Annotated in this window: 18 protein-coding genes and 1 tRNA gene; 6 read left to right on the top strand and 13 right to left on the bottom strand. The window is 63.6% G+C overall.

Features of this window, described 5'->3' with window-relative positions; genetic code table 11:
* Window positions 1-16: 16 nt before the first annotated feature.
* From ACQCSV_RS09320 to ACQCSV_RS09275, 10 genes are all read right to left on the bottom strand, one after another.
* Entirely contained in the window at window positions 17-841 is an 825-nt protein-coding gene (locus ACQCSV_RS09320) for an MBL fold metallo-hydrolase (protein WP_354154243.1), read from the bottom strand.
* Window positions 838-1605, bottom strand: coding sequence for an MBL fold metallo-hydrolase (locus tag ACQCSV_RS09315; protein ID WP_354154244.1), 768 nt, complete (start codon window positions 1603-1605; stop codon window positions 838-840). Before ACQCSV_RS09315 ends, ACQCSV_RS09320 begins: the two co-directional genes overlap by 4 nt.
* Before the next feature lie 43 nt (window positions 1606-1648).
* The gene (locus ACQCSV_RS09310; RefSeq protein ID WP_354154245.1) at window positions 1649-2323 is read right to left on the bottom strand and encodes an isochorismatase family cysteine hydrolase; all 675 of its coding nucleotides are present in this window, start codon (window positions 2321-2323) and stop codon (window positions 1649-1651) included.
* A 93-nt stretch (window positions 2324-2416) separates the two neighbouring features.
* On the bottom strand, window positions 2417-4012 hold the full coding sequence (locus ACQCSV_RS09305) for an ABC transporter substrate-binding protein (protein ID WP_354154246.1): 1596 nt from the start codon (window positions 4010-4012) through the stop codon (window positions 2417-2419).
* 27 nt (window positions 4013-4039) lie between these two features.
* Complete coding sequence (locus ACQCSV_RS09300) at window positions 4040-4870, bottom strand: MBL fold metallo-hydrolase (protein WP_354154247.1); 831 nt, start codon at window positions 4868-4870, stop codon at window positions 4040-4042.
* A 9-nt stretch (window positions 4871-4879) separates the two neighbouring features.
* Complete coding sequence (locus tag ACQCSV_RS09295) at window positions 4880-5707, bottom strand: hypothetical protein (protein WP_354154248.1); 828 nt, start codon at window positions 5705-5707, stop codon at window positions 4880-4882.
* A gap of 57 nt (window positions 5708-5764) precedes the next feature.
* A complete protein-coding gene (locus tag ACQCSV_RS09290; protein ID WP_354154249.1) occupies window positions 5765-6838 on the bottom strand; it encodes an ABC transporter permease in 1074 nt (357 codons plus the stop codon).
* Complete coding sequence (locus ACQCSV_RS09285) at window positions 6835-7638, bottom strand: ATP-binding cassette domain-containing protein (RefSeq protein ID WP_354154250.1); 804 nt, start codon at window positions 7636-7638, stop codon at window positions 6835-6837. Before ACQCSV_RS09285 ends, ACQCSV_RS09290 begins: the two co-directional genes overlap by 4 nt.
* A 2-nt stretch (window positions 7639-7640) precedes the next feature.
* Window positions 7641-8504 carry an ABC transporter ATP-binding protein gene (locus tag ACQCSV_RS09280; protein WP_354154251.1) on the bottom strand — a complete coding sequence of 288 codons (864 nt, stop codon included), beginning with the start codon at window positions 8502-8504 and terminating at the stop codon, window positions 7641-7643.
* Window positions 8501-9388, bottom strand: a complete 888-nt coding sequence (locus ACQCSV_RS09275; protein ID WP_354154252.1) for an ABC transporter permease — start codon at window positions 9386-9388, stop codon at window positions 8501-8503. Before ACQCSV_RS09275 ends, ACQCSV_RS09280 begins: the two co-directional genes overlap by 4 nt.
* Window positions 9389-9849: 461 nt before the next feature.
* Here ACQCSV_RS09275 and ACQCSV_RS09270 point away from each other — a divergent pair, with 461 nt between their 5' ends.
* The 4 genes from ACQCSV_RS09270 to ACQCSV_RS09255 all read left to right on the top strand — a co-directional run bounded on the left by ACQCSV_RS09270 (window position 9850) and on the right by ACQCSV_RS09255 (window position 13840).
* The gene (locus ACQCSV_RS09270; RefSeq protein WP_354154253.1) at window positions 9850-10824 is read left to right on the top strand and encodes a branched-chain amino acid transaminase; all 975 of its coding nucleotides are present in this window, start codon (window positions 9850-9852) and stop codon (window positions 10822-10824) included.
* Window positions 10825-10834: 10 nt separating this feature from the next.
* A complete protein-coding gene (locus ACQCSV_RS09265) occupies window positions 10835-11818 on the top strand; it encodes an acetamidase/formamidase family protein (RefSeq protein ID WP_354154254.1) in 984 nt (327 codons plus the stop codon).
* Window positions 11811-13235 (top strand): amidohydrolase family protein, encoded by a 1425-nt coding sequence (locus ACQCSV_RS09260; protein ID WP_354154255.1) that lies wholly within the window; start codon window positions 11811-11813, stop codon window positions 13233-13235. The genes ACQCSV_RS09265 and ACQCSV_RS09260 overlap by 8 nt, the downstream gene beginning before the upstream one ends.
* A 344-nt stretch (window positions 13236-13579) precedes the next feature.
* On the top strand, window positions 13580-13840 hold the full coding sequence (locus ACQCSV_RS09255; RefSeq protein WP_354154256.1) for a hypothetical protein: 261 nt from the start codon (window positions 13580-13582) through the stop codon (window positions 13838-13840).
* Window positions 13841-14028: 188 nt separating this feature from the next.
* On the opposite strand, the gene ACQCSV_RS09250 is transcribed toward ACQCSV_RS09255, so the two are convergent.
* Window positions 14029-15084, bottom strand: coding sequence for a DNA polymerase IV (locus tag ACQCSV_RS09250; protein ID WP_354154412.1), 1056 nt, complete (start codon window positions 15082-15084; stop codon window positions 14029-14031).
* A gap of 810 nt (window positions 15085-15894) precedes the next feature.
* Between ACQCSV_RS09250 and ACQCSV_RS09245 the strand changes: the two genes are divergently transcribed.
* On the top strand, window positions 15895-16155 hold the full coding sequence (locus tag ACQCSV_RS09245; protein WP_354165920.1) for a hypothetical protein: 261 nt from the start codon (window positions 15895-15897) through the stop codon (window positions 16153-16155).
* A gap of 1088 nt (window positions 16156-17243) precedes the next feature.
* Here the strand turns inward: ACQCSV_RS09245 and ACQCSV_RS09240 are convergent.
* Window positions 17244-17325, bottom strand: a tRNA-Leu gene (locus ACQCSV_RS09240).
* Window positions 17326-17529: 204 nt separating this feature from the next.
* Between ACQCSV_RS09240 and ACQCSV_RS09235 the strand changes: the two genes are divergently transcribed.
* Window positions 17530-18135: a response regulator gene (locus ACQCSV_RS09235; RefSeq protein ID WP_354154258.1), complete on the top strand. Its 606-nt coding sequence runs from the start codon at window positions 17530-17532 to the stop codon at window positions 18133-18135.
* A 62-nt stretch (window positions 18136-18197) separates the two neighbouring features.
* On the opposite strand, the gene pyk is transcribed toward ACQCSV_RS09235, so the two are convergent.
* Window positions 18198-19679, bottom strand: a complete 1482-nt coding sequence (gene pyk, locus ACQCSV_RS09230; protein ID WP_354154259.1) for a pyruvate kinase — start codon at window positions 19677-19679, stop codon at window positions 18198-18200.
* Between the last annotated feature and the right edge of the window lie 39 nt (window positions 19680-19718).

The raw sequence follows: 19718 nt of genomic DNA, 5'->3' as shown, positions 1-19718 counted from the left end.
TTGATGAGATTTCACTTTACAACGCCTGCCCCTCGTAGACTTTCCGGTGGGCGGCCAGCGACGTCTTGAGCATGCTGTCGACGTCGTCAATGACGTTTCCGTGGGCGGGCCCGATCAGCACGGCAGGATAGGACTCCAGGGTCTCTTCGATGCACTGGAAGGCCGTGCTGACGTCGACAAATTTGGTCCAGTAGAGCGCACGGCCGGTTCCGTAGGCGGCCTGTTCCACCGAGGGCGGCTCCGGCATCTCGCTGGAGAGCAAGCGGCACTGCCCTGGCAGGTGTACGGGCTCGTCATCCTCGTCCGGGGCGGGAATGTCGTGGATGTAGGAAAAACCGTCGGAGACGAACATGATCCGCGCGCCTGAGTCATAGCCCCAGAGCGTGTTCTCCAAGTCACGGATGTAAGCCGGAAAGAAGCGGAACTCCCTGTCGCCGAGATCCAGCGCCTCGCCCGCGGCCCTGGATCTCAGCCGGTCCCTGTATTCGGGAAAATGAAGGGCGTAATCACGGACATCGCCCACAACAACAGCCGAGGGGTACTTGGCCAGCAAGACCGGGAGGTTGCCTGCGTGCGGGATTTCCGGATGCGTCGGGAAGACGTAGTCCAGAGTCCGTCCTCCCAGCGCATGGTCCAGCTGCGCCAGGACCGTTTCCCGGTGTGCGGGATCTCCCGTATCCACCAGGATCGACGCTTCGGAGCCGATCACCAGATACGAGGAGACGTGGTAGTGGACTTCCTGGCCTTCGGCGTTGGCCGACAGGCAGCCGCCCAGCCAGTGGACGCCGTCGGCGAGGACGCGGCCCTTGGGGGGCTCCACGCCGCGGGGGTCGGGACTCATTGGAGGCCTGCTTTCCGGATGGCCGCGGCCAAGGCTGCGGCCTCCGCTGCGCATTCGCCCGTCCCAACAAACGGTTCGCCGTAGCCTGGTCCGATGGCCTTCACCTGACGTTCGCGGATGACCTGTTCAACATCCCTCGAAATGCCTTGCGTATCGGCCTGGGCAAACCACTGGAACTTGTGCAAACCGGCCGCCGCGTTCGAGCTGCCGTACGAGCCATGCGTGAAGGCATCCGAGGTCAGGAGCGCGCCGGAGACGGGATCGAAGATCCATAACGTCGGCAGGAGCCGCATCAGCGGTGACACAAACTCCAGTGTCAGTCCTGCCATGACCTCCACTGCAAGCGACGTTCCCGGGTTGACCATGATGCGCCGGGGCGTCGCCGAGGTCCTTGGGACCGTGATTCCGCCGGTGTACCAGACGGATTCGACGTCGAACCGCGCCTCGATGGCGGGTAGGTTCAGGCAGCATTCCATCTCCGTCCGCGTGAGAACGACGGTAAGCCGTTCCCCTGGTTTGAGCAGCGATTCCAGCTGCCGGATGATCTCCGCCTCGTGGAGCCGGATGCCGGTGTCCACGAGCACCGAGCCGCCGCTTCCTTTGATGAGGTAGCAATTGACGGGCTGGGTGACGCGGACGCCGGGCGGGCACCAGCTGACCTGTTCGTTAAGGGTGATGTCCGCCCCCAGGCGATGGACGCGGTCTCCGATGAGGCTGTGGACGCCGTTGACGGCGACCGCTGCCTGGGCTGTGTGTGGATTCAACGACTTCTCCTTCCCTTTGTTCCGGTTTGCTTCGTTGGCCTGCCTAGGAGGCGCTGGCCGAGTCCCAGACGGCGATAGCGTCGTCCAGCGTGCAGACATCGTGGCGGGCCCTCATCACAGTCAGCGCAGCATCGTGGACGACTGTGTCGTAGGCGCCCACGGCGTCCTCGATCAGCACGGCGTAGAAGTCGTTGTGGACGGCGTCCCGCAACGTGGCCTCGACGCATCCGCCGGTGGAAACGCCAACCAGGGCAACGGATTCGATGCCCTGGCTCCGCAGGAGGAGCGCCAGTTCCGTGCCCACGAACGCGCTGGGTCGGCGCTTGGTGATGATGACCTCGCCTTCCTCGGGCATACACTCGGCGCAGAACTCCGTCGCCGGATCGCCTTTGAGGCTGAGCCTGCCAAGGTCAATAGGCCGGCCATTCGCGGCCGTGTACAGAGCCCGCAGCCACGCAGCAGGTGAGCTGGCGCCGTCGGGTAGGTTTTCCACACGGATGTGGAAGATGGGCACTCCGTTCTTCCGGGCCGATTCAATGGCGCTTCCGCATCGCTTGGCAACGTCGGGCATCATGGACAGGTCGTGGCCGGAGTCGCCGATCGCGCCGCCGGCGTACACGGCACCTTCCTGCATGTCGATCACCACGAGGGCGGTGGTGGCCGGGTCGAGCAGTTCCTGCAGGGTGTCCCGGACCTGCTTTCCGCAGATTTCAATCATGAGAAGTTTTCCTTTTGTGAGGTGGTGCTTTGTGAAGTGGTGCCGGCCGGGCAGGACGTCGGCTGGCCGGCACCACGCGGGACTGCTGGCGGCCTAGCGGCCGAGGGCGTTGAAGTAGATCTGACCGTTGGTCAGGGGCACGGCCCCGGTCAGCCCGGTCTTCGCAACCAGCACTCCCCTGGTTTCGACCAGCGACAGGATGGCTGAGCCATCGTCAACCAGTGTTGCCATCTTCTTGAGAAGGGTGGAGCGCTTGTCTGTTTCCTGGTCAGGCGTCGCGGCAAGTTCGCTGCGTGCCTTATCGAACTCAGGGTTGGACCAACCGGTGCTGTTGCTCGGGGCGCCGGTTCCGTAGAACGCGTAGCTGTAGAACGCGGGATCGGCGATCACGATGGGCTCCGAGTAAAGCACCGCCTGGTACCGGCCGTCGATCAGCGCCGTGGAGAAGTCGGTGGAGCTGGCCACATTCTGCAATTCGACGTCAATGCCGACGTCCTTGAGCATGGACTGGATCAGGACTGCCGACTTGGCGGCCACCGGGCCCGGGCGGGTGGTGCTGTAGCTCAGCGTCATCGGGAACCCATTGCCGTACCCTGCCTCGGCCAGGAGCTTCTTGGCTTCATCCTTGTTGAACTTGTAGATTGCAGAGTCCTCAACCATGGGGAAGATGGAGCCGGCGGGTTCACCGAAACCGGCATACGCACCCTTCACCAGGGCGTCCCGGTCGATCGCCATGGAAACGGCGTGACGGACCTTGGGGTCAGCCAACGGACCTGTCTTGGTGTTGATCATCATCGTGTCCCGGGTTTGGCTGGCGCAGTTCAGGACAGTGACACCCGGTGACTTCTCCAGGGACTTGTACTGGTCGTACTCGAAGCCATTGGCCACCTGCACTTCGCCGGTTTCAACCAGCTGGCTGCGGGTGGCGGTGCTCTGGACAGCCTTGACGGCCACCCGCTTCACGGTCCCGCGCGTACCCTCCCACACCGGATCGGCCGTCACCGTCAACGAAGCGCCCGGCGTGAATTCTTCAAGCTTCCAGCCGCTGTAGTCGGCCAGGTTCTTCGAAAGCCAGGCATTCGCGGTCGGATCTTCCGCCGTGACGTGCTTCTTGGCTTCAGTGCTGTCGTGGATGTAGAACAGGTTGTTCTGCAGGGATTCTTCGGTGTAGGAGGTCAGCCCTGTGGTGTTGAGCTGCAAGGTCCGCTCGTCGATCACCTTGACCAAGTCGTCCACATTGAAGCCACTGCTTTTCAGTGTTCCCCTCATCACCGGTTGCCGCTTCATACCGATATCGAAGCTCCATCGGACGTCTTCGGCCGATAGCGCGTTCCCGAACTGGCTGGTGAGCTTGCGGAGGGTGACAACCACGCCGGTACCGTCCGGGCTGGCCTTGGCGCTCTCGGCCAGCCGGCCGGAGACCTCTGTGGATGGTTCGGGGCACGTCCTGCCGTCGCTGGCTCCGACCTTGTACTCGAGGAGTTGGGAGCCAAGGCCGCTCAGCACTACATGCGAAGCGCTGCCTCCCCAAGGCGACGGCGTGAGGCTGTCCGGCAGGGCGCCGACGGCAACAACAACACTTTCGATGGACGGGTTTACTTCCGCCGGCGGTGTGGAACCGCCGCAGGCGACGAGGGACGTGGTGAGGGCGACAGCAGCGCCTCCGGTGAGCAAACGCAGACTCTTCATAACAGTCACTCCGTTATTAGGGGGAATCTAGGGCTGGGCGGTTTCGTAGCGGTACGCACTCTTGTGGCCGGCGCGAATGATGGGCTCGACGTCGCGGATGTTGCTGATGAAGTTGCCGTGGGTGGGGGCAACGGACCTGACGCCCAACTCATCAATAAGATGAAGAACGCGGTCGTAAACTGCGTCGGCGTCGTTCGCGAAGCGCGCCCAGTACAAGGCGCTTCCGGTGAAGAAGGCGGCATTCTCGACGGCGATGGGCACCCGCAGTTCGCCGGTGGTCAATCCGCACTCGCCCGGGAGGTGTACCGGGTCTTCGTCGTCGAGTTCGGGGCGGTGCATGTAGCAGAAGCCGTCGGCGGTGAAGAGCACGCCGGCTCCCGGCGCGAATCCCCATTGGGTGTTGGGCAGGTCCCGGATAAGGGCCTCCACCACCGTGAACTCCTGCCCGCCCAGATCGATCCGGTCTCCGGGCACCCTTGCATGGAGGTTCGGAACGATCTGCGGGTAAAAGAGGTGATAGTCGCGGATGTCCCCTACCACCTGGATGTCCGGGTACTTCTCCACAAGCCGCGGCAGGTTTCCGGTGTGGGGAAGCTCGGGGTGGGTGGGAAACACGTACGTCAGCTGGCGGCCGTCCAGCAGCTCATCGAGCGTGCGCGAAATGATGGGCCAGCTGGACGGGTTGCCCGTATCGACCAGGATGGACGAGTGCTCGCCCTGGACGAGGTAGGTGGAGTTGTGGCCGTGGATCACACGGTCCGCCAGGTGGAACGGGAGGCAGGAGCTCATCCAGGTGACGCCCTTCGCGACACTGCGCGGAAGGTCGGTGCTCATCGTTTCTACGAGTAGTTCTTCCATGATGGTCTCCTAAACCAGCTGCGGGGTGAGCGCGTCGAGCATGAAATCGAGGTGGCGCCGCACCACGTCGCGTCCCTTCAGGACGCAGCCGCGGGACGGGGCGATGACCTCGGGGTCGAGGGTGTCGAACTTCTCCTGAAGCCAGTCCCGCAGGGGCTCGCATGTGGAGCGTGGAATCCATTCGTATTTTGCGTACAGGTGGCCAGCCACTTGCTCCACCGTGGTGGTGTCCTCGACCGTGGAGTCAATGATGCGCTGGCCCTCAGGCCGGTCCATGACTCCGTGGGTGAAGGTGTCCGAGGTGAAGAGGGTGCCCGTTTCCTTGTCCCAGCCCCAGAAGGTGGGCAGGAGACGCAGCAAGGGCGCTTCGACTTCCAGCACCCGGCCGGGAGCTATCTCAATTTCGGCCGCCCGCGCCATGGAGTCGCCCTCCGCGGTGCGCTGGGCGTCGATCTGATGGCGGCGCCCCCGCAATGCAAGCCGGCTGACGTCATCGAAAGCATCGAAGGGATTGATGACCCCGCCGGTATACAGCCGCTCGATATCGAACCTGCCGGCGATCGGCTCGAGGTTCGATACGCAGTCCATCTCGCTGCGGGTGAAGAAGATGGACACTCCCCCGCCTTCTCCGACGAGACCTGCAAGGTCGTCAAGGATCTGCTCGCTGTGGATGGCCAGCCCGGAATCGACCAGGAGCCTGGAGGAGCCTTCGGTCAACAGATAGGCGTTCGACGGCTGGAACCCTCTTGCACCTTGGGGAACCCAGCTCACGCGGCCGTCGAGCGGAATGCTCCCGCCGAGGACTGCTAACTTGTCTGTCTGCAATGTAGTGAACATATCTTCAATCTATTGAATATTGAGGGTTTGTCAAGGAAATTCTTGCGAAGCCGGGTCTCAACCCTGCTGTACGGCCTGTTCCGCCGCAGGGCGCGGCTTCGACGGGCCCTTCACGCCGCGCATGACGCTGCTGCGGGTCCGTGGATCCAAGAGCGTGATGAGGGCGTCCAGCAGCACATAACCCAAGAGGCTCGTGGCACCCATAATGAGGACGAACCCTTGGATGACAGGCACGTCACCCTTGAGGACACCATCCAGGGACCAGCCGCCGACGCCGGGCCAGGAGAAGACGCTTTCGACGATGGCAGCGCCGCTGAGTGCTGCGGCAAACAGCAGGACCATGTATGTCATCAAGGCCCCGCGGACGTCACTTAGCGCGTAGCGGAAGACCTGCAGCGGCTTCAGTCCGCAGGCCCTAGCGAATTCGATCTGAGGCGAATTCAGGACCTGGAGGAGGCCGGTCCGCACGGTCTTTCCGAACGGGGCCGCGAAGAAGAGCCCCATGGTGACGATAGGCAGGACGGCCCTGCTGAGGATGGATTGCACCGTTCCCCACTGCCCGGCAATCACCGCGTCCAGGGCAACGGATCCCGTCACTCTGGGAGGTGGAAAGTCGGCGCTGGACAGCATTCCCAGTGGCGCAGGTGCCAAATGGAGCTGCTGGTAGAAGATGAACAGAAGGAGGAGGGCAAGGACAAACTCCGGCATGGCCATGAGGAACGAGACGCCGACGGTGAAGACCTTGTCTGCCCCGCGCCCGTAGCGGTAGGCCGCCAGTGTGCCCATTCCCATGCCGATGAGCAGCGCCAGGACGAGGCCGGGAACCAGGTAGACCAGGGTATTGGGCAGCCGGATCCAGATCTCCCCCGCCACAGGGCTTCCCGTGAAGAACGATTTTCCCAGGTCCCCGCTCAGGGTGCGGCCCATGTACTCCAGATAGCGTTCCCAGAACGGCTTGTCCAAGCCCAACTCGGCATTGATCCTAGCGATGTCCGTCGGAGTGGCATACTCGCCGAGCAGCGCGACTGCCGGGTTGCCGGGAAGCAGCGAGACCAGGCCAAAGCTCAGGGTGATCAGTCCCAAAAGGAGCAGGAAGGCAATGACAAGGCGGGACGCGACGTAGCGGATCATGCCAAGGCCGCCTTTTCTCCAGGGGTGTACGGGATGGGAGGCATTGCCGCCGACATGAGGGCCTGCGTGTAGGGCTCTTGCGGATTGGAGAGAACGTCGTCCGTGGTGCCCGTTTCCACGAACCGTCCCCTGTGCATCACGGCCACGTGGGAACAGAAGTGCCGGACCGTGTCAATGTCATGCGAGACAAAGACATAGGTCAGCCCCCTCGAAGCCTGAAGCTTCGCGAGCATCCGCAGGATGGACGCCCTGATGGTGAGGTCCAGGGACGACGTCGGCTCGTCCAGGACCACCAGGGCGGGGTCCGTGACGAGGCACCGGGCGATGCCCACCCTTTGCTGCTGCCCCCCGCTGAGGTTGGCCGGGCGGCGATTCAGGAAATCCTGCGAGAGTCCCACCTCTTCCAGGGTGTCCGTGACCCTGCGCAGGCGCTCGGCCCCCGACCCATATGCTTTCGCGACAATCAGGGGTTCCTCGACAATCTGGCGGATGGTCAGGCGCGGATTAAGTGATGCGAACGGCTCCTGGAAGACAATCTGCCAGCGCCTCCGCCGGTTCCGCAGCTGCGCTTTCGACAACGCACGGATATCCTCGCCTTCGAGGAGTATCGTGCCGGAATCGGCCTCAATGAGCCTGAGGATCAGGCGGCCAAGGGTCGACTTGCCGGAACCGCTTTCGCCAATGATCCCCAAGGTCTCGCCGTGTTCGACGGCGAGAGAAACACCGTCGACTGCCGTGACAGGCAGTCCTTGCGGCGTTCGGAACGTCTTCCGGACGTCCTTCAATTCAATGATGGGCATGGTCAGATGCTCCTGGATTCGGAGAGTTCGGTGGGATGCGTTTTACCGGTGTGGCAGGGCGCCGCGCTGACTGAGGCCGCCTTTGGCTGAACAACGGAGTTGAGCAGCGAGACAGTGTAGGGGTCCTGGGGCCGGACGAACACCTCGGAGACTGGACCCTGTTCAACAATGCGGCCGCGGTACATCACCAGGACGCGGTCGCAGTAATGGGCCACCACCCCCAGGTCATGGGTGACGATCAGCATCGACCGGCCGCTCCCCTTCGTCAGCCGCGTGAGGGTGTCCAGCACCTGCCGCTGCACGGTGAGGTCCAGCGCCGTCGTCGGTTCATCCGCGATGACCAAACGCGGGTTCAGGTACAAGGCCATGGAGATGACGACGCGCTGGGCCATGCCGCCGCTGAGCTCGTGCGCGTAGCCGAGCATGACGCGTTCGGGATCATTGACGCCGGAGGAGGCCAGCAGTTCGAGGGCACGGCCGCGCGATTCGGCGTCGGCCTTAAGCCCGTGCGCCTTGGCGATGTTGAAGAACTGCTTTTCGATGCGCACCACCGGGTTCAGCGCACTGAAAGGGTTCTGCGCAACGAAGCCGATCTCTTTGCCCCTGATGTGGCGGATCTGCCGCTCCGGCATGCGGATCAGATCCTGGCCGTGGAACTCGGCAGTGCCCTCCATGACGCGCCCCGGCGGCATCAGCAACTTGACCACTGAGCGCACCACGGTGGACTTACCCGATCCTGATTCGCCCACGACGCCCACGATTTCATTGGCGCCGACATCGAAGGAGATGCCATGAAGGGCACGTGTCACACCCTCGCGGGAGTGGAACTCCGTCACGAGGTCCCGCACGTGAAGTCCTGCTGTCATCGCGCCCGCTCCACTCGCTCGATTTTCGTTTCGATTGCTCCGGCAATCACATTCAGTGAGCCGATGGCCAGGAGCATGGCGGCGGTGGGGAAGGCAGCCGCCCACCATTCGCCGCGGATCAGCATGCTGACGCCGTCGTTGATCATGGCTCCCCACGTCGGCGTGGGAGGCTTGACCCCCACGCCCAGGAAGTTCAGTGCCGCAATGGTTCCCAGTGCGTTGGCCGCTGTCAGTGTTGCCTGCACCAGGACCACGCCGTAGGCGTTGCGGAAGATGTGGTTGAACGCGATGCGGACCGGCGAACACCCGATCGCCGCCGCAGCCTCCACGTAGCGCGCGGAGCGAAGGGCCATGGCCGCCGCCCGGGACAGGCGTACGAACCGTGGCGCCGCCACAATGGCGATCGCGAGGACCACGTCCGTTGCCCCGCCGCCCATGAGCTTGATGGCGACGACGGCGATCACGATGATCGGCAGTGCGGCGAAGGCGTCAATGACGCGCATGATGGCCTCCCCCAGCCTGCCGCTCGTGGCAAACAGCCCCAGCGGGACACCCACGAGGAGCGACAGTGCTGTGGCTGCGAGGGCTACGGGCAGGTCCAGCTTTGCCGCTTCGATAGTCCGGGAGAAGATATCCATCCCGTTTCCATCGGTGCCGAACCAGTGGGTCCCATTCGGCGCGATGCCGATCGCGTCGGTGTCCGGACGCATGGGATCGTGCGGCAGCGGTGCCACAATGGCCATGAGGGGCAGACCCACAATGATGACCACCGCAATCGTGGCCATGATGGGGCTGGACCGGTTGATCAGGAGGGTCTGGCCGCGGCGGACCCACGCCGCAGCCCGGAGCCCGGGTGAGGTGCGCGGCAGGCCTTGGATGCTCATGGGGCCTCCGCGTGGAGTTGGCCGGCAACGGCGTTTGGGGCGAAGTGGGCGCCGGGCCCGCTCACAATGAGTTCACTCGCAATGTATCGAAGATCGTCCTGCGTCAGGACCAGTGGCTGTTGCACGTTCAGCTCCCTGCTCGGACTTTGATCGGCAGCTGCCTCATATCAAAGTCTCATCACTTTATTGAATTTGACTGTAGTGCCAAGTGTGACGAATTGCACTCTTTTTCTGGGGAACCGGGGAACCTCTCCGAAGTGACCGCGTGGTAGTGCAGGTCTTCAGTGGCCCCATTAAGGAGGCTCGCAAGGCACTGCGCGCACCCCTTCCCATCGCAAGCAGGCCATTGACACGGCACCGAAGTGACTTCAATATAGTGATCAAGTACCGATTGTGATGAAGCTAGAGTGCTGTCGACGCCGCCAGCACCCACGCAACAGATGAGGAACGGGAAGCCCACGATGCCCAACTTTCAAGAAACAGCAGCCGCAGTAGCCACCCAACAGCCCGCTCCGGGCCAACCGGTGAAGTATCTGCTCCACGACGGCGAGCTGGTGGACTACGCCGATGCCCGTCTCCATGTGCTGAGCACCTCGCTGAAGTACGGCGTCGGAGTCTTTGAGGGATTCCGCGCGTACTGGAGCGAAGACGAGCAGCAGCTGTACGCCTTCAGGATCGGCGACCACATGAAGCGCCTGATCGACTCCATGAGGGTAGTGGAGATTGACGGCCCGAAGGACATTGTCCAGCTCGGCGAACAGCTCCTGGGACTGATCCGGGCCAACGAACTGCGGGGTAATCTGCACATGCGGGCCCAGGTGTTTGTCGATTCCAAGGACGGCAAGCCGGAAGACACCGGTCCCTCCACCGTGTTCATGGCAGCCATCCCCATGGGCAACTACTTCGGTTCCACCGGCCTGGATGTGCAGATCAGCAGCTGGGCCCGACTCTCGGACCGGTCCATGCCGCCCCGGGTGAAGTCGATCGCCAACTACCAGAACGGCCGGCTCGCCCTGCTGGAAGCCAAGCGCAACGGCTACAACGCGGCGCTGCTGCTCACGGAGAACGGACACGTCGCCGAGGGCGCCGGCTACAACGTCTTCATGGTCCGCCAGGGAAAGCTGTGCACTCCCCCGGTGACGGACAGCATCCTCGAGGGAATCACCCGGGACAGCGTCCTGCACCTCGCCCGCACGGAGCTGGGCCTCGACGTCGACATCCGCCCCATCGACCGCACCGAGCTGTACTCAGCCGACGAAGTCTTTGTCTGCGGCAGCGCCGCAGAAGTCAACCACGTCGCGTCCGTGGACCGCACCCCCATCGGCAAGGGAACAGTCGGAGACATCACCCGCAGCCTCCAGGAACTGTACCAGCAGGCCGTCCTCGGACGTGTGGCCGCGGACCAGAACTGGGCCACGCCCGTCTACCCGGCCTAGGAGGAAAACCATGCAAGACATCCAGACGCTGCAGGAGGTGCCGTCCGCGGAGCTGGCGCGCGCCGGCTACGAGCACGCCTCACTGTCCTTTGAGGCGAACTCCGAACCGGTCCTCACAGTCAACCAGGGCGAGCATTTCTGGCTCGACGCGCGGAGCCTGCTCACCGGCGGCCTCTTCGAGGAGACCGGCGAGTACGAGAAGCTGTCCATTCCGGTCACCGGACCGGTGGCAATCCGCGGGGTGAATCCCGGCGACGCCCTGCGCGTGGACATCCACGAGATCAGGATCGCCGACCGCGGGGCGATGGTCACCCTGCCAGGACGCGGCGGCTTCACCGGCGGCCTCGGCAGGGCGGGCCACGTGGTGGAGATCGTGGACGGCCAGGTGGTGTTCGACCACGGCATCAACATCCCTGTCCGGCCCATGGTCGGCAAGGTGGGGGTGGCGCCGGTCGGTGCCGGTCCCAATTCCAGCACCGTGGGAATCCATGGCGGGAACATGGACTGCAAGGACGTGACGGCCGGTTCCGCCGTCGTACTCCCCGTGCAGGTGCCCGGAGCGATGCTGTACGCCGGGGATCTGCACGCGGCCCAGGGTGACGGCGAGTGCTCGCTGACCGCCGTCGAGGTCGAAGGCAGCGTGCGGCTCTCCTGCACGGTGGTCCCCGGGTCTGCGGTTCCGGATGCCGGCGCCGGCATCCGGCGGCCGGTGGTCCTCAGCTCCGGTTCCGTCATCACCATCGGCGACGGCGACACCCTGGACGAGGCGGCGAGGCTCGCCTTGGACGACATGCTCGAACTGCTTCAAACGGACCGGAACTGGTCGCGGGAGAAGACCGCGATGCTGCTTAGCGCGGCCGCGGACGTGTCCGTCTCGCAGCTGGTCAACGCCCGGGTCTCGGCCAAGGTCACGCTGGCCTCGCGCTATTTCAGCGCCGAACCCTTCACTCTTGATTCTTCCGACACTATGAATGCGCAGGTCTCCGATGTTTGATCTCCTCCTGACCAACGGCCTGGTCGTCACGCCCTCCGGTGCCGAGTGCCTGGACATCGGCATTGCGGAGGGCAAGATCGTGTCGCTCCGCGCCTCAGGCGTCGGCACGCCCGACGAAGCCCGGCGGGTGGTGGACCTGAAAGGCAAGCTGGTGGTTCCCGGCGGCGTGGACCCCCATGTGCACACCAACTCGGTGCTTCCCACCGCGGCGGAGAGCGGCATCATGTGCTTCGGGCCGGACCGCGTGAGCGAGGGCGCGATCTACGGCGGCACCACCACCCTCGTTGACTTTGCGCACTGGAAGCCGGGCGACGAACTGTCCGAGTCCTTCGCACGGAAGTCCGCCGAGTGGGCCGGCTCCACGTACACGGACTACGCGCTGCACGGCACCTTCAAGGAGCCGGAGATCCCGTTCGAGGTCCTGGAGCAGGTCCCGGATGCGGTGGCCAACGGGCACGGCAGCTACAAGGTGTGGATGACGAACACGACGCCGACCCGGCCCAAGCAGAAGACGGACCTGGGCAACATGTGGGGGCTGATGGAGCAGACGGCCGCCGCGGGCGCAATGCTTGCGGTCCATGCCGAGGACGACGACATTGTCATGTACTCGTACAAGAAGCTGCAGCGCCAGGGCAAGACCGCCCTTGAGTACATGCACCATGCCCACAACAACCTCTCCGAAAAGCTCTCCTTCCAGCGGGCCATCACCCTCGCCCACCATGTGGGGGCTCCCATCTACCTCATGCACGTCAGCGCCCGCGAAGGCGTGGACGCCATCCGCGAGGCACGCGGCCGCGGCCAGGCGGTTTACGGCGAGATCCTTCCGCACTACGCCTACTTCACGGCCGAGGACTACAAGCAGGAGAACGGCGCGATCTACCACACGTACCCATCCTTGAAGTCCGAGACGGACCGGGATTCGATGTGGGAATCGCTGCTGGACGGCTCGCTGAGCACGCTGGCCACCGACGGCGTGTGCACCGACCTGGACGTGAAGACGCGCGGCAAGACCATCCTGGACGCGACCGGTGGCCATGCCGGCGTCGAGATGCGCATGGCGGTGGCGTATACCGAAGGCGTCAAGAAGCGGGGCCTGGATCTGACGCGCTTCGTGGACATCACCTCCGCCAATGCCGCGAAGATCCTGGGCCTGTATCCACAAAAGGGCGTGATCGCGGTTGGCAGCGACGCGGACCTGGCCGTGCTGGACACCACCGTGGACCGCCGGATCACTGCATCGGATCTTCACGAGGCGGACTACACACCATGGGAGGGTTACCAGGTGGCGGCCTGGCCGAGCATGACCGTACTGCGCGGGACCGTCATGGTGGAAGACCGGAAGTTGCTGGCCGGCCCGGGCGGGTCACTGCTCAAGCAGCGCGTATCCAGCGATGTCCTCAACCGGCCCGCGTGCTGACAGCATTGGAGTTCCAAAGTTCGTAGTACCGCCACCGTACATGCAAGGAGAAACGCGAGAGGTCGATGGCGGGAGGTTCCCGCCATCGACCTCTTGCGTTATCCTCATTAAGACTTCGCCGAATTCCCTGCAACGCCCGCTGATTCCCGGGCGGCCCCCACGGAGGCCTCGTCCTATTCCTCGAGCTTGGCGGTCCCTACTCTGCTAACGGACCCGAGACGGCCAGACCTGCGCGCATTCACCGAAGACGGCCCCCACCGCCCTCGCGTCCGGCCAATCGTGCCCGCCCATCGCCGTTGATGCCGCCGGCTGATGCCGCGCCCCAGGAATCGAGGACGACCAAGGTGGACGAGCACTCTCCGCTCCTGCAGCCATGTCGACAACCGCACATCCGGTTATTCACACGTATAAATCTCACTGGAAAGCACACCCGGGACACCGAGTTCCCCGAGGACGATCACCGGAACTACAACCGCGACGGGGCCGCGTTCGACGCCGGCGCAACCTTCTCGGGTGTCGACTTTGCCACCGGCGTCAAAGCTGCCCAGGAGTTCAGCGTCCAGTGGCCCGACGGCGTCACCACTGCGCAAGCAGCCCTCGCGTAGGTGATCGCGCAGGACGGCCTCACCCCGGTCATCCCCGGTGCCGTTCCGCGGCGCAGGCTAGGGCAAACGCTGCGGCGGGAGCGATGTACGACGGCGGCACCGGGGCTTGCCACCGGCGCCCTGGACATCTACGACCGTTACTTCCGCGAAGCGACCCATCCGTGCTGGTAAGGAAGGCAGCGACGCCGTCACCAACCGCCGCGCGTAGGCGTATGTCCCTTTCGGGCATCGTCGGGCATAGCCATCTCGGCCCGCAGGCCCAGGAGTCGGATCGGACGGCCCGCTTCGATTCCGGCTGCGAGGTCCAAAGCCCGCCCGAGGATTTCGTTCCGGTCGAATGTCTCGGGAATCCTCCTCGCATGGGTCTTGGTGACGAACGGTGCGTACCGTACCTTCAGGGTCAGCCCCACGACGGGCCGTCCTTCGGCCACAACGTCCTCAAGGACACGCGCTGTCAGCTCCCTCACGGCGTCGTCCACCTGGGCGGGCTCGGTCAGGTCCCGCTGGAAGGTAGTCTCCCGGCTATGCCCGCGGGCAACCCACGGGGTGTCGTCCACAACGCTGGCGCCGTCCCCGCGTCCGAGCTCCGCGTACCAAGGACCCATCTTGGGGCCGAACTCCGGGACCAGGTCTTGGGGGTCGGACGCGGCGAGCTCGGCGACTGTGTTGATGCCGAGTTTGGCCAGCCGGCCCGACACTTTGGTCCCGACGCCCCACAGGTCCTTGGTGGGCCGGCTACCCATGACGTCGAGCCAGTTCCCGGCAGTGAGTCGGAAGACGCCGGCCGGCTTGCCGAAACCGGTGGCGACCTTGGCTCGGACCAAGGTGTCTCCGATGCCCACGCTGCAATGCAACTGCGTTCGCTCCAGGACAGCGGCCTGCACCTGCCGGGCGTAGGATTCCGGATTCTCTGTCTCAGTGCCGACAAAGGCTTCATCCCAACCCAGCACCTGCACGGTGGCGCCGGACAGCGTGCGCAAGGTAGCCATCACCGTTTCAGACGCCGCAAGGTAAGCCTCCTGATCGACGGGCAGGATCACAGCGTCGGGCACTTTCCGGGCCGCAATGCGTAGGGGCATTCCGGAACCCACGCCGAACGCCCTGGCTTCGTAGGATGCGGTCGACACCACCGCCCGTTCCGAGGGGTCGCCCCGACCGCCCACAATGATCGGCTTGCCCGCAAGCTCCGGCCGCCGGAGCACTTCGACCGCCGCAATGAACTGGTCGAGATCGACGTGCAGCACCCACCGGATTCCGCTCACGCCACCAGTCTGCCCCAAACATCCCTGACAAGCATCGGCTCTCCACCGAGCTCGGCCGCGGAGCCTGCGGCCTCCTGACCTTGCCGGGGCCAAAATCGTACCGCTCAGGGTTCCATGGACGGACGGGCTATCAGCTCTCGACCCTGCGCGCTAGTTAGTCTAAACGGAGAAGCCCGAGGACGACTCTGAGTTCGCCCGTCGATTGCGCCAGCCGTGCTGGCCGCCCTCCCGACGGAAAAACCTTTCAGTCTCCGGCTTCAGGAGCAGTTGTTCCAGCAAGGCCCAGCTCCCGCCACAACAGGGCAGATAAATAGTTCGCCTTCAATGGTCCCTCGTCGGTCGTCTCCCTGCAACAATCACCAGTGGCACTGCCGGGGATAAACACGGGACAAGGAAACAATCGAATGCGGCGGCCTGAAAGTTACCCGCAGGAAGGAACCTTCGGGCCTGGCCGACAGGATGGCAATCACGTGCTTGCCGCCGGCGCCTCCGTTCCTCCGCGCCCGCCCTGCCCGGCGGTGTCCGGCGCGGAAGTGTTCTGGGGTGTTGCTGACCCGAACACGGTCCCCGCACCTGACCCGGCACCTGGCGCGGCCGGTTCCGGCGTGCGCTCAAACGGTCAGGTTTCAGAACCGGGCCGTCCCGGCACGGCGGCTTGTGCGGGCCCGCACCCTCGTTACTCTTCCCTATCGCTGCAATCGAGGCCATGGTACGTTCAGCGTGATCGCGATGTCCTAACGCGGTCCCTCTCCAATCCGGCTCCTGACGCAACTTCAGAAAGCAGAGGCAACGATGCCAACAATAATGATCTTCCACGAGGTCGACGACGTTGAGCACTGGCTCAGCTCACCAAAACGGGAAGAAATCTTCGGGCCTCTGGGCATCACGGTTCGAACGTTCATCGACCCGGCGGAGACCCACCGTGTAGGCCTAATCGTCCAAGTCCCCGACATGGATACGTTCCAGCGAATGATGGAGTCCGAAGCTGCAGCCGATGCGATGAAATTCGACGGCGTCCGCCCGGAAACAATCCTGACGCTCGTCGAGTCCTAGACACCACCGGGCCGTTGACGCTGACACCGAATCCTCCCACTGGTTCAGCCGCTGGGGTTGGTGGGCGGCGACGGCTCCGCGGCTGGCCGCCTGACCGCTTCGGTGACTCGTCCACACCCGATCCGGACGCGGCCAACGTGCTTTGCAATGTCCTTCGGCGCTCACCTGCGTTAACTTTGTTTGAGGGAGAGATAATTCGCCTCGGACCGAACTCGGCACTGCGAACGTCACGCTGCGACGTAACCCTTCCCCATGCCTCCAGCACAGGTCAAAACAGCGAGACACCTGCAGCAACTGTAGGGCGGCCAGCCACAGTGCCTCAATCACCTGTCTCCCAACCCTCAGCTTGCGGGACAAACTCCGTGTGCCCAAGACCGCCGCGTGATGCGCCGGCGGCCAATCCCATGGCCGCAAAGAGCAAGCTCAGGTAGTCACCCAGGCAACCGCGCTTACAGACATGGACCGGCCATGACGGATCAACCAAACCAGGAGCGCCCCCGGAAGAAGAGTCCGGATCCCACACACCTGGACTCTGTCGACCGCTCGTACGCCAGCCATAGATACCCCCGGAGACGTTCCCGCTGAACCCGGAACGTCCAATGAAACCGACGATCCAGGCCGCAAAGTCATGTCGCCTGAAACAGAGAACTTCATGAAGTAGTGAAGGCAGAACCATGAGGAAGGACCAAAATGCACGTCGAAAAGCCGCCCGTGCACAAAGGTGTGCACAATGTGCACACCTTTGGCCGGACAAAAACACGATGAGCGCACGCTGCCCGGTCCGCAGAAAGCAGCTATCGGAGGAAGATCCTCAAAGAAAATTCGGCTTGGTCATGTCCTCACCGCAACTCCTGGCCATGAATGAGTGACGGCCAACAACTGGCCACCGGAACAGCCAGATAGGACGGCACTTACCCCAGATTCCAGCAGGCGGAGGGCCCATGAGCAGGGACCCTGACCCCGCCACCCACACAACCGAACAGGCCGCCGCGGCGCCAGCCACAGACCGCGGCCAACGTCAGAGGGACCCGCGGAGGGTCAATGTCCACACATTAAAGCAAAAACCCCTCTGACGAGGGGTCATGCTGTGCCCGAGGTGGGACTCGAACCCACACACCTTTCGATACCGCATTTTGAGTGCGGCGCGTCTGCCAATTCCGCCACTCGGGCGCGGAATACGTTGTGCAAACCGGTACGCCCACAGCTGATTGTGAGCAACGCGATCGCTTCACGTACGCGGAATTACTCTACATGCAGATAGGCTGAATTCCAGAATCGCGCCGCTGACGCCGCAATAGACCATGCAGATCAAAGTACGGCCAAGGGCGCACCTAAGATGGTGATGTCCTCGACGTATATTCCCAAGGAGATCCCGTGACTGAACAAACGGAGTCAAAATCCACGTCCCAGCCGGCGCGCCGCGTCATTGTGGCCGAGGATGAGACCCTCATTCGACTCGACATCATCGAGATCCTGCGCGGCGAAGGCTATGACGTGGTGGGCGAAGCCGACAACGGCGAGAAGGCCGTGCAACTGGCCGAGGAACTAAAGCCGGACCTCGTCCTGATGGACGTCAAGATGCCCATCATGGATGGCATCACCGCGGCCGAGAAGATCGTCAAGGCCCGTATCGCCCCCGTAGTGCTGTTGACTGCTTTCAGCCAGAAGGAACTCGTGGAGCGCGCCCGCGACGCTGGCGCCATGGCCTACGTGGTCAAGCCCTTCACCCCGGCAGACCTCATCCCTGCTTTGGAAATCGCGCTCTCCCGCCACGAGGAAATCAAGGCCCTCGAAAGCGAAGTGTCGGACCTGCAGGAGCAGTTCGCCACTCGCAAGCTCGTCGAGCGCGCCAAGAGCCTGCTGACCACCAAGATGGGCCTGACGGAGCCGGAAGCATTCCGCTGGATCCAGAAGACCTCCATGGACCGCCGCCTCAGCATGCGCGAGGTTGCCGAGACCATCATCAACCAGGTGAACTAAGCCACTAAGCACACAAAAGGAAGGACCCCTGCCAGCCGGCAGGGGTCCTTCCTTTTAGGCTGCTATGCCGTCGGCCAGGGCCCGAGCTTCTCCCTGGGTGCGCCAGCCTCGCCGCCGAGACGCGAAGAGTCGGCCAAGTCACCCACCCTGTGCGCCTTCAGCGAGTTGGTGGAACCAGCCTTTCCGGGAGGGGACCCGGCGGCAATGATCACCAGGTCACCGTCCTCGACGAGCTTCATTTCGAGCAGGCTGCGGTCAACCTGCGCGGTCATCTCGTCGGTGTGGCCCACCATGGGGACCAGCACCGGCTGGATGCCCCAGGTCAGTGCCAGCTGGTTCCACACGTGCTCCACCGGAGTGAAAGCGAACACCGGCCGGATAGGACGCAGGCGTGAGAGGCGGCGTGCGGAATCACCGGACTGGGTAAAAGTACAGATGTACTTTGCTTCCAGCTGATCGGCGATTTCGACGGCGGCCCGCGTGATGGCACCACCACGGGTCTTTGGCTTGGTGCCAAGCGGCGGAACGCGTTCCAGGCCGTGCACCTCGGTGGATTCAATGATCCTGGCCATGACCTTGACGGTTTCGATCGGGTACTTGCCCACGCTGGTCTCGCCAGACAGCATGACGGCATCTGCACCGTCGAGCACGGCGTTGGCGCAGTCCGAAGCTTCTGCGCGGGTGGGGCGCGGGTTGTCGATCATCGATTCGAGGACCTGCGTGGCCACGATGACCGGCTTCGCCCAGCGGCGAGCCAGTTCGATGGCGCGCTTCTGCACGATCGGCACTTCCTCCAGCGGAAGTTCCACTCCGAGGTCGCCACGGGCCACCATGATGGCGTCAAAGGCGTCGATGATCTCATGCAGCTGCTCCACTGCCTGCGGCTTTTCGATCTTGGCGATGACCGGCACACGCCGGCCTTCTTCGTCCATGATCTCGTGCACGCGGACGATGTCCGAGGCGTCACGGACGAACGACAAGGCAATCAGGTCAACACCGCGGCGCATGGCCCAGCGGAGATCGTCCTCGTCCTTTTCGCTCAGTGCCGGCACGTTGACTGCAACGCCGGGAAGGTTAATGCCCTTGTTGTTGGACACCATTCCGCCGACCGTAACGACGGTGACAACCTTGACGGCGTCGACCTCGGTCGCCCGCAGGGCCACCTTGCCATCGTCGATCAGCAGCGCATCCCCCACGTTGACGTCCTCGGTGAGGCTCTTCAGCGTGGTGGAGCAGATGTCCTTGGTGCCAGGAACGTCTTCGGTGGTGATGGTGAAGATGTCACCCTCGGCCAGGGCATGGGGGCCGTCCACAAAGCGCCCAAGACGAATCTTCGGGCCCTGGAGGTCAGCCATGATTGCCACAGGCTTGCTCAGCTGGGCTGCTGCCTTCCGGACATTCTCGTACGTGTTGTCGTGCACGGCGTAGTCACCGTGACTCATGTTCATCCGGGCAACATCCACACCGGCTTCCAACACCGCGAGCGTGTTCTCAAAGCTGGCAATTGCCGGGCCAAAAGTGGCCACAATCTTAGCGCGTCTCATATACCTACCCTAGTAGTGTCCTGCATTGGTTAAGTTGTT

Source organism: Pseudarthrobacter sp. S3 (genome assembly GCF_050156905.1).
GTDB lineage: Bacteria > Actinomycetota > Actinomycetes > Actinomycetales > Micrococcaceae > Arthrobacter.
The sequence above is the reverse complement of the archived record's forward strand: the minus strand, read 5'-3'. Positions and strand labels throughout refer to the sequence as shown.

What these genes read in the sequence shown, in the direction of transcription:
- ACQCSV_RS09305 (WP_354154246.1), bottom strand. Translation starts at nt 4,012, where the DNA reads ATGAAGAGTCTGCGTTTGCTCACCGGAGGCGCTGCTGTCGCCCTCACC.
- ACQCSV_RS09275 (WP_354154252.1), bottom strand. Translation starts at nt 9,388, where the DNA reads ATGAGCATCCAAGGCCTGCCGCGCACCTCACCCGGGCTCCGGGCTGCG.
- ACQCSV_RS09280 (WP_354154251.1), bottom strand. Translation starts at nt 8,504, where the DNA reads ATGACAGCAGGACTTCACGTGCGGGACCTCGTGACGGAGTTCCACTCC.
- pyk (WP_354154259.1), bottom strand. Translation starts at nt 19,679, where the DNA reads ATGAGACGCGCTAAGATTGTGGCCACTTTTGGCCCGGCAATTGCCAGC.
- ACQCSV_RS09285 (WP_354154250.1), bottom strand. Translation starts at nt 7,638, where the DNA reads ATGCCCATCATTGAATTGAAGGACGTCCGGAAGACGTTCCGAACGCCG.
- ACQCSV_RS09245 (WP_354165920.1), top strand. Translation starts at nt 15,895, where the DNA reads ATGCCAACAATAATGATCTTCCACGAGGTCGACGACGTTGAGCACTGG.
- ACQCSV_RS09300 (WP_354154247.1), bottom strand. Translation starts at nt 4,870, where the DNA reads ATGGAAGAACTACTCGTAGAAACGATGAGCACCGACCTTCCGCGCAGT.
- ACQCSV_RS09260 (WP_354154255.1), top strand. Translation starts at nt 11,811, where the DNA reads ATGTTTGATCTCCTCCTGACCAACGGCCTGGTCGTCACGCCCTCCGGT.
- ACQCSV_RS09310 (WP_354154245.1), bottom strand. Translation starts at nt 2,323, where the DNA reads ATGATTGAAATCTGCGGAAAGCAGGTCCGGGACACCCTGCAGGAACTG.
- ACQCSV_RS09270 (WP_354154253.1), top strand. Translation starts at nt 9,850, where the DNA reads ATGCCCAACTTTCAAGAAACAGCAGCCGCAGTAGCCACCCAACAGCCC.
- ACQCSV_RS09265 (WP_354154254.1), top strand. Translation starts at nt 10,835, where the DNA reads ATGCAAGACATCCAGACGCTGCAGGAGGTGCCGTCCGCGGAGCTGGCG.
- ACQCSV_RS09290 (WP_354154249.1), bottom strand. Translation starts at nt 6,838, where the DNA reads ATGATCCGCTACGTCGCGTCCCGCCTTGTCATTGCCTTCCTGCTCCTT.
- ACQCSV_RS09320 (WP_354154243.1), bottom strand. Translation starts at nt 841, where the DNA reads ATGAGTCCCGACCCCCGCGGCGTGGAGCCCCCCAAGGGCCGCGTCCTC.
- ACQCSV_RS09295 (WP_354154248.1), bottom strand. Translation starts at nt 5,707, where the DNA reads ATGTTCACTACATTGCAGACAGACAAGTTAGCAGTCCTCGGCGGGAGC.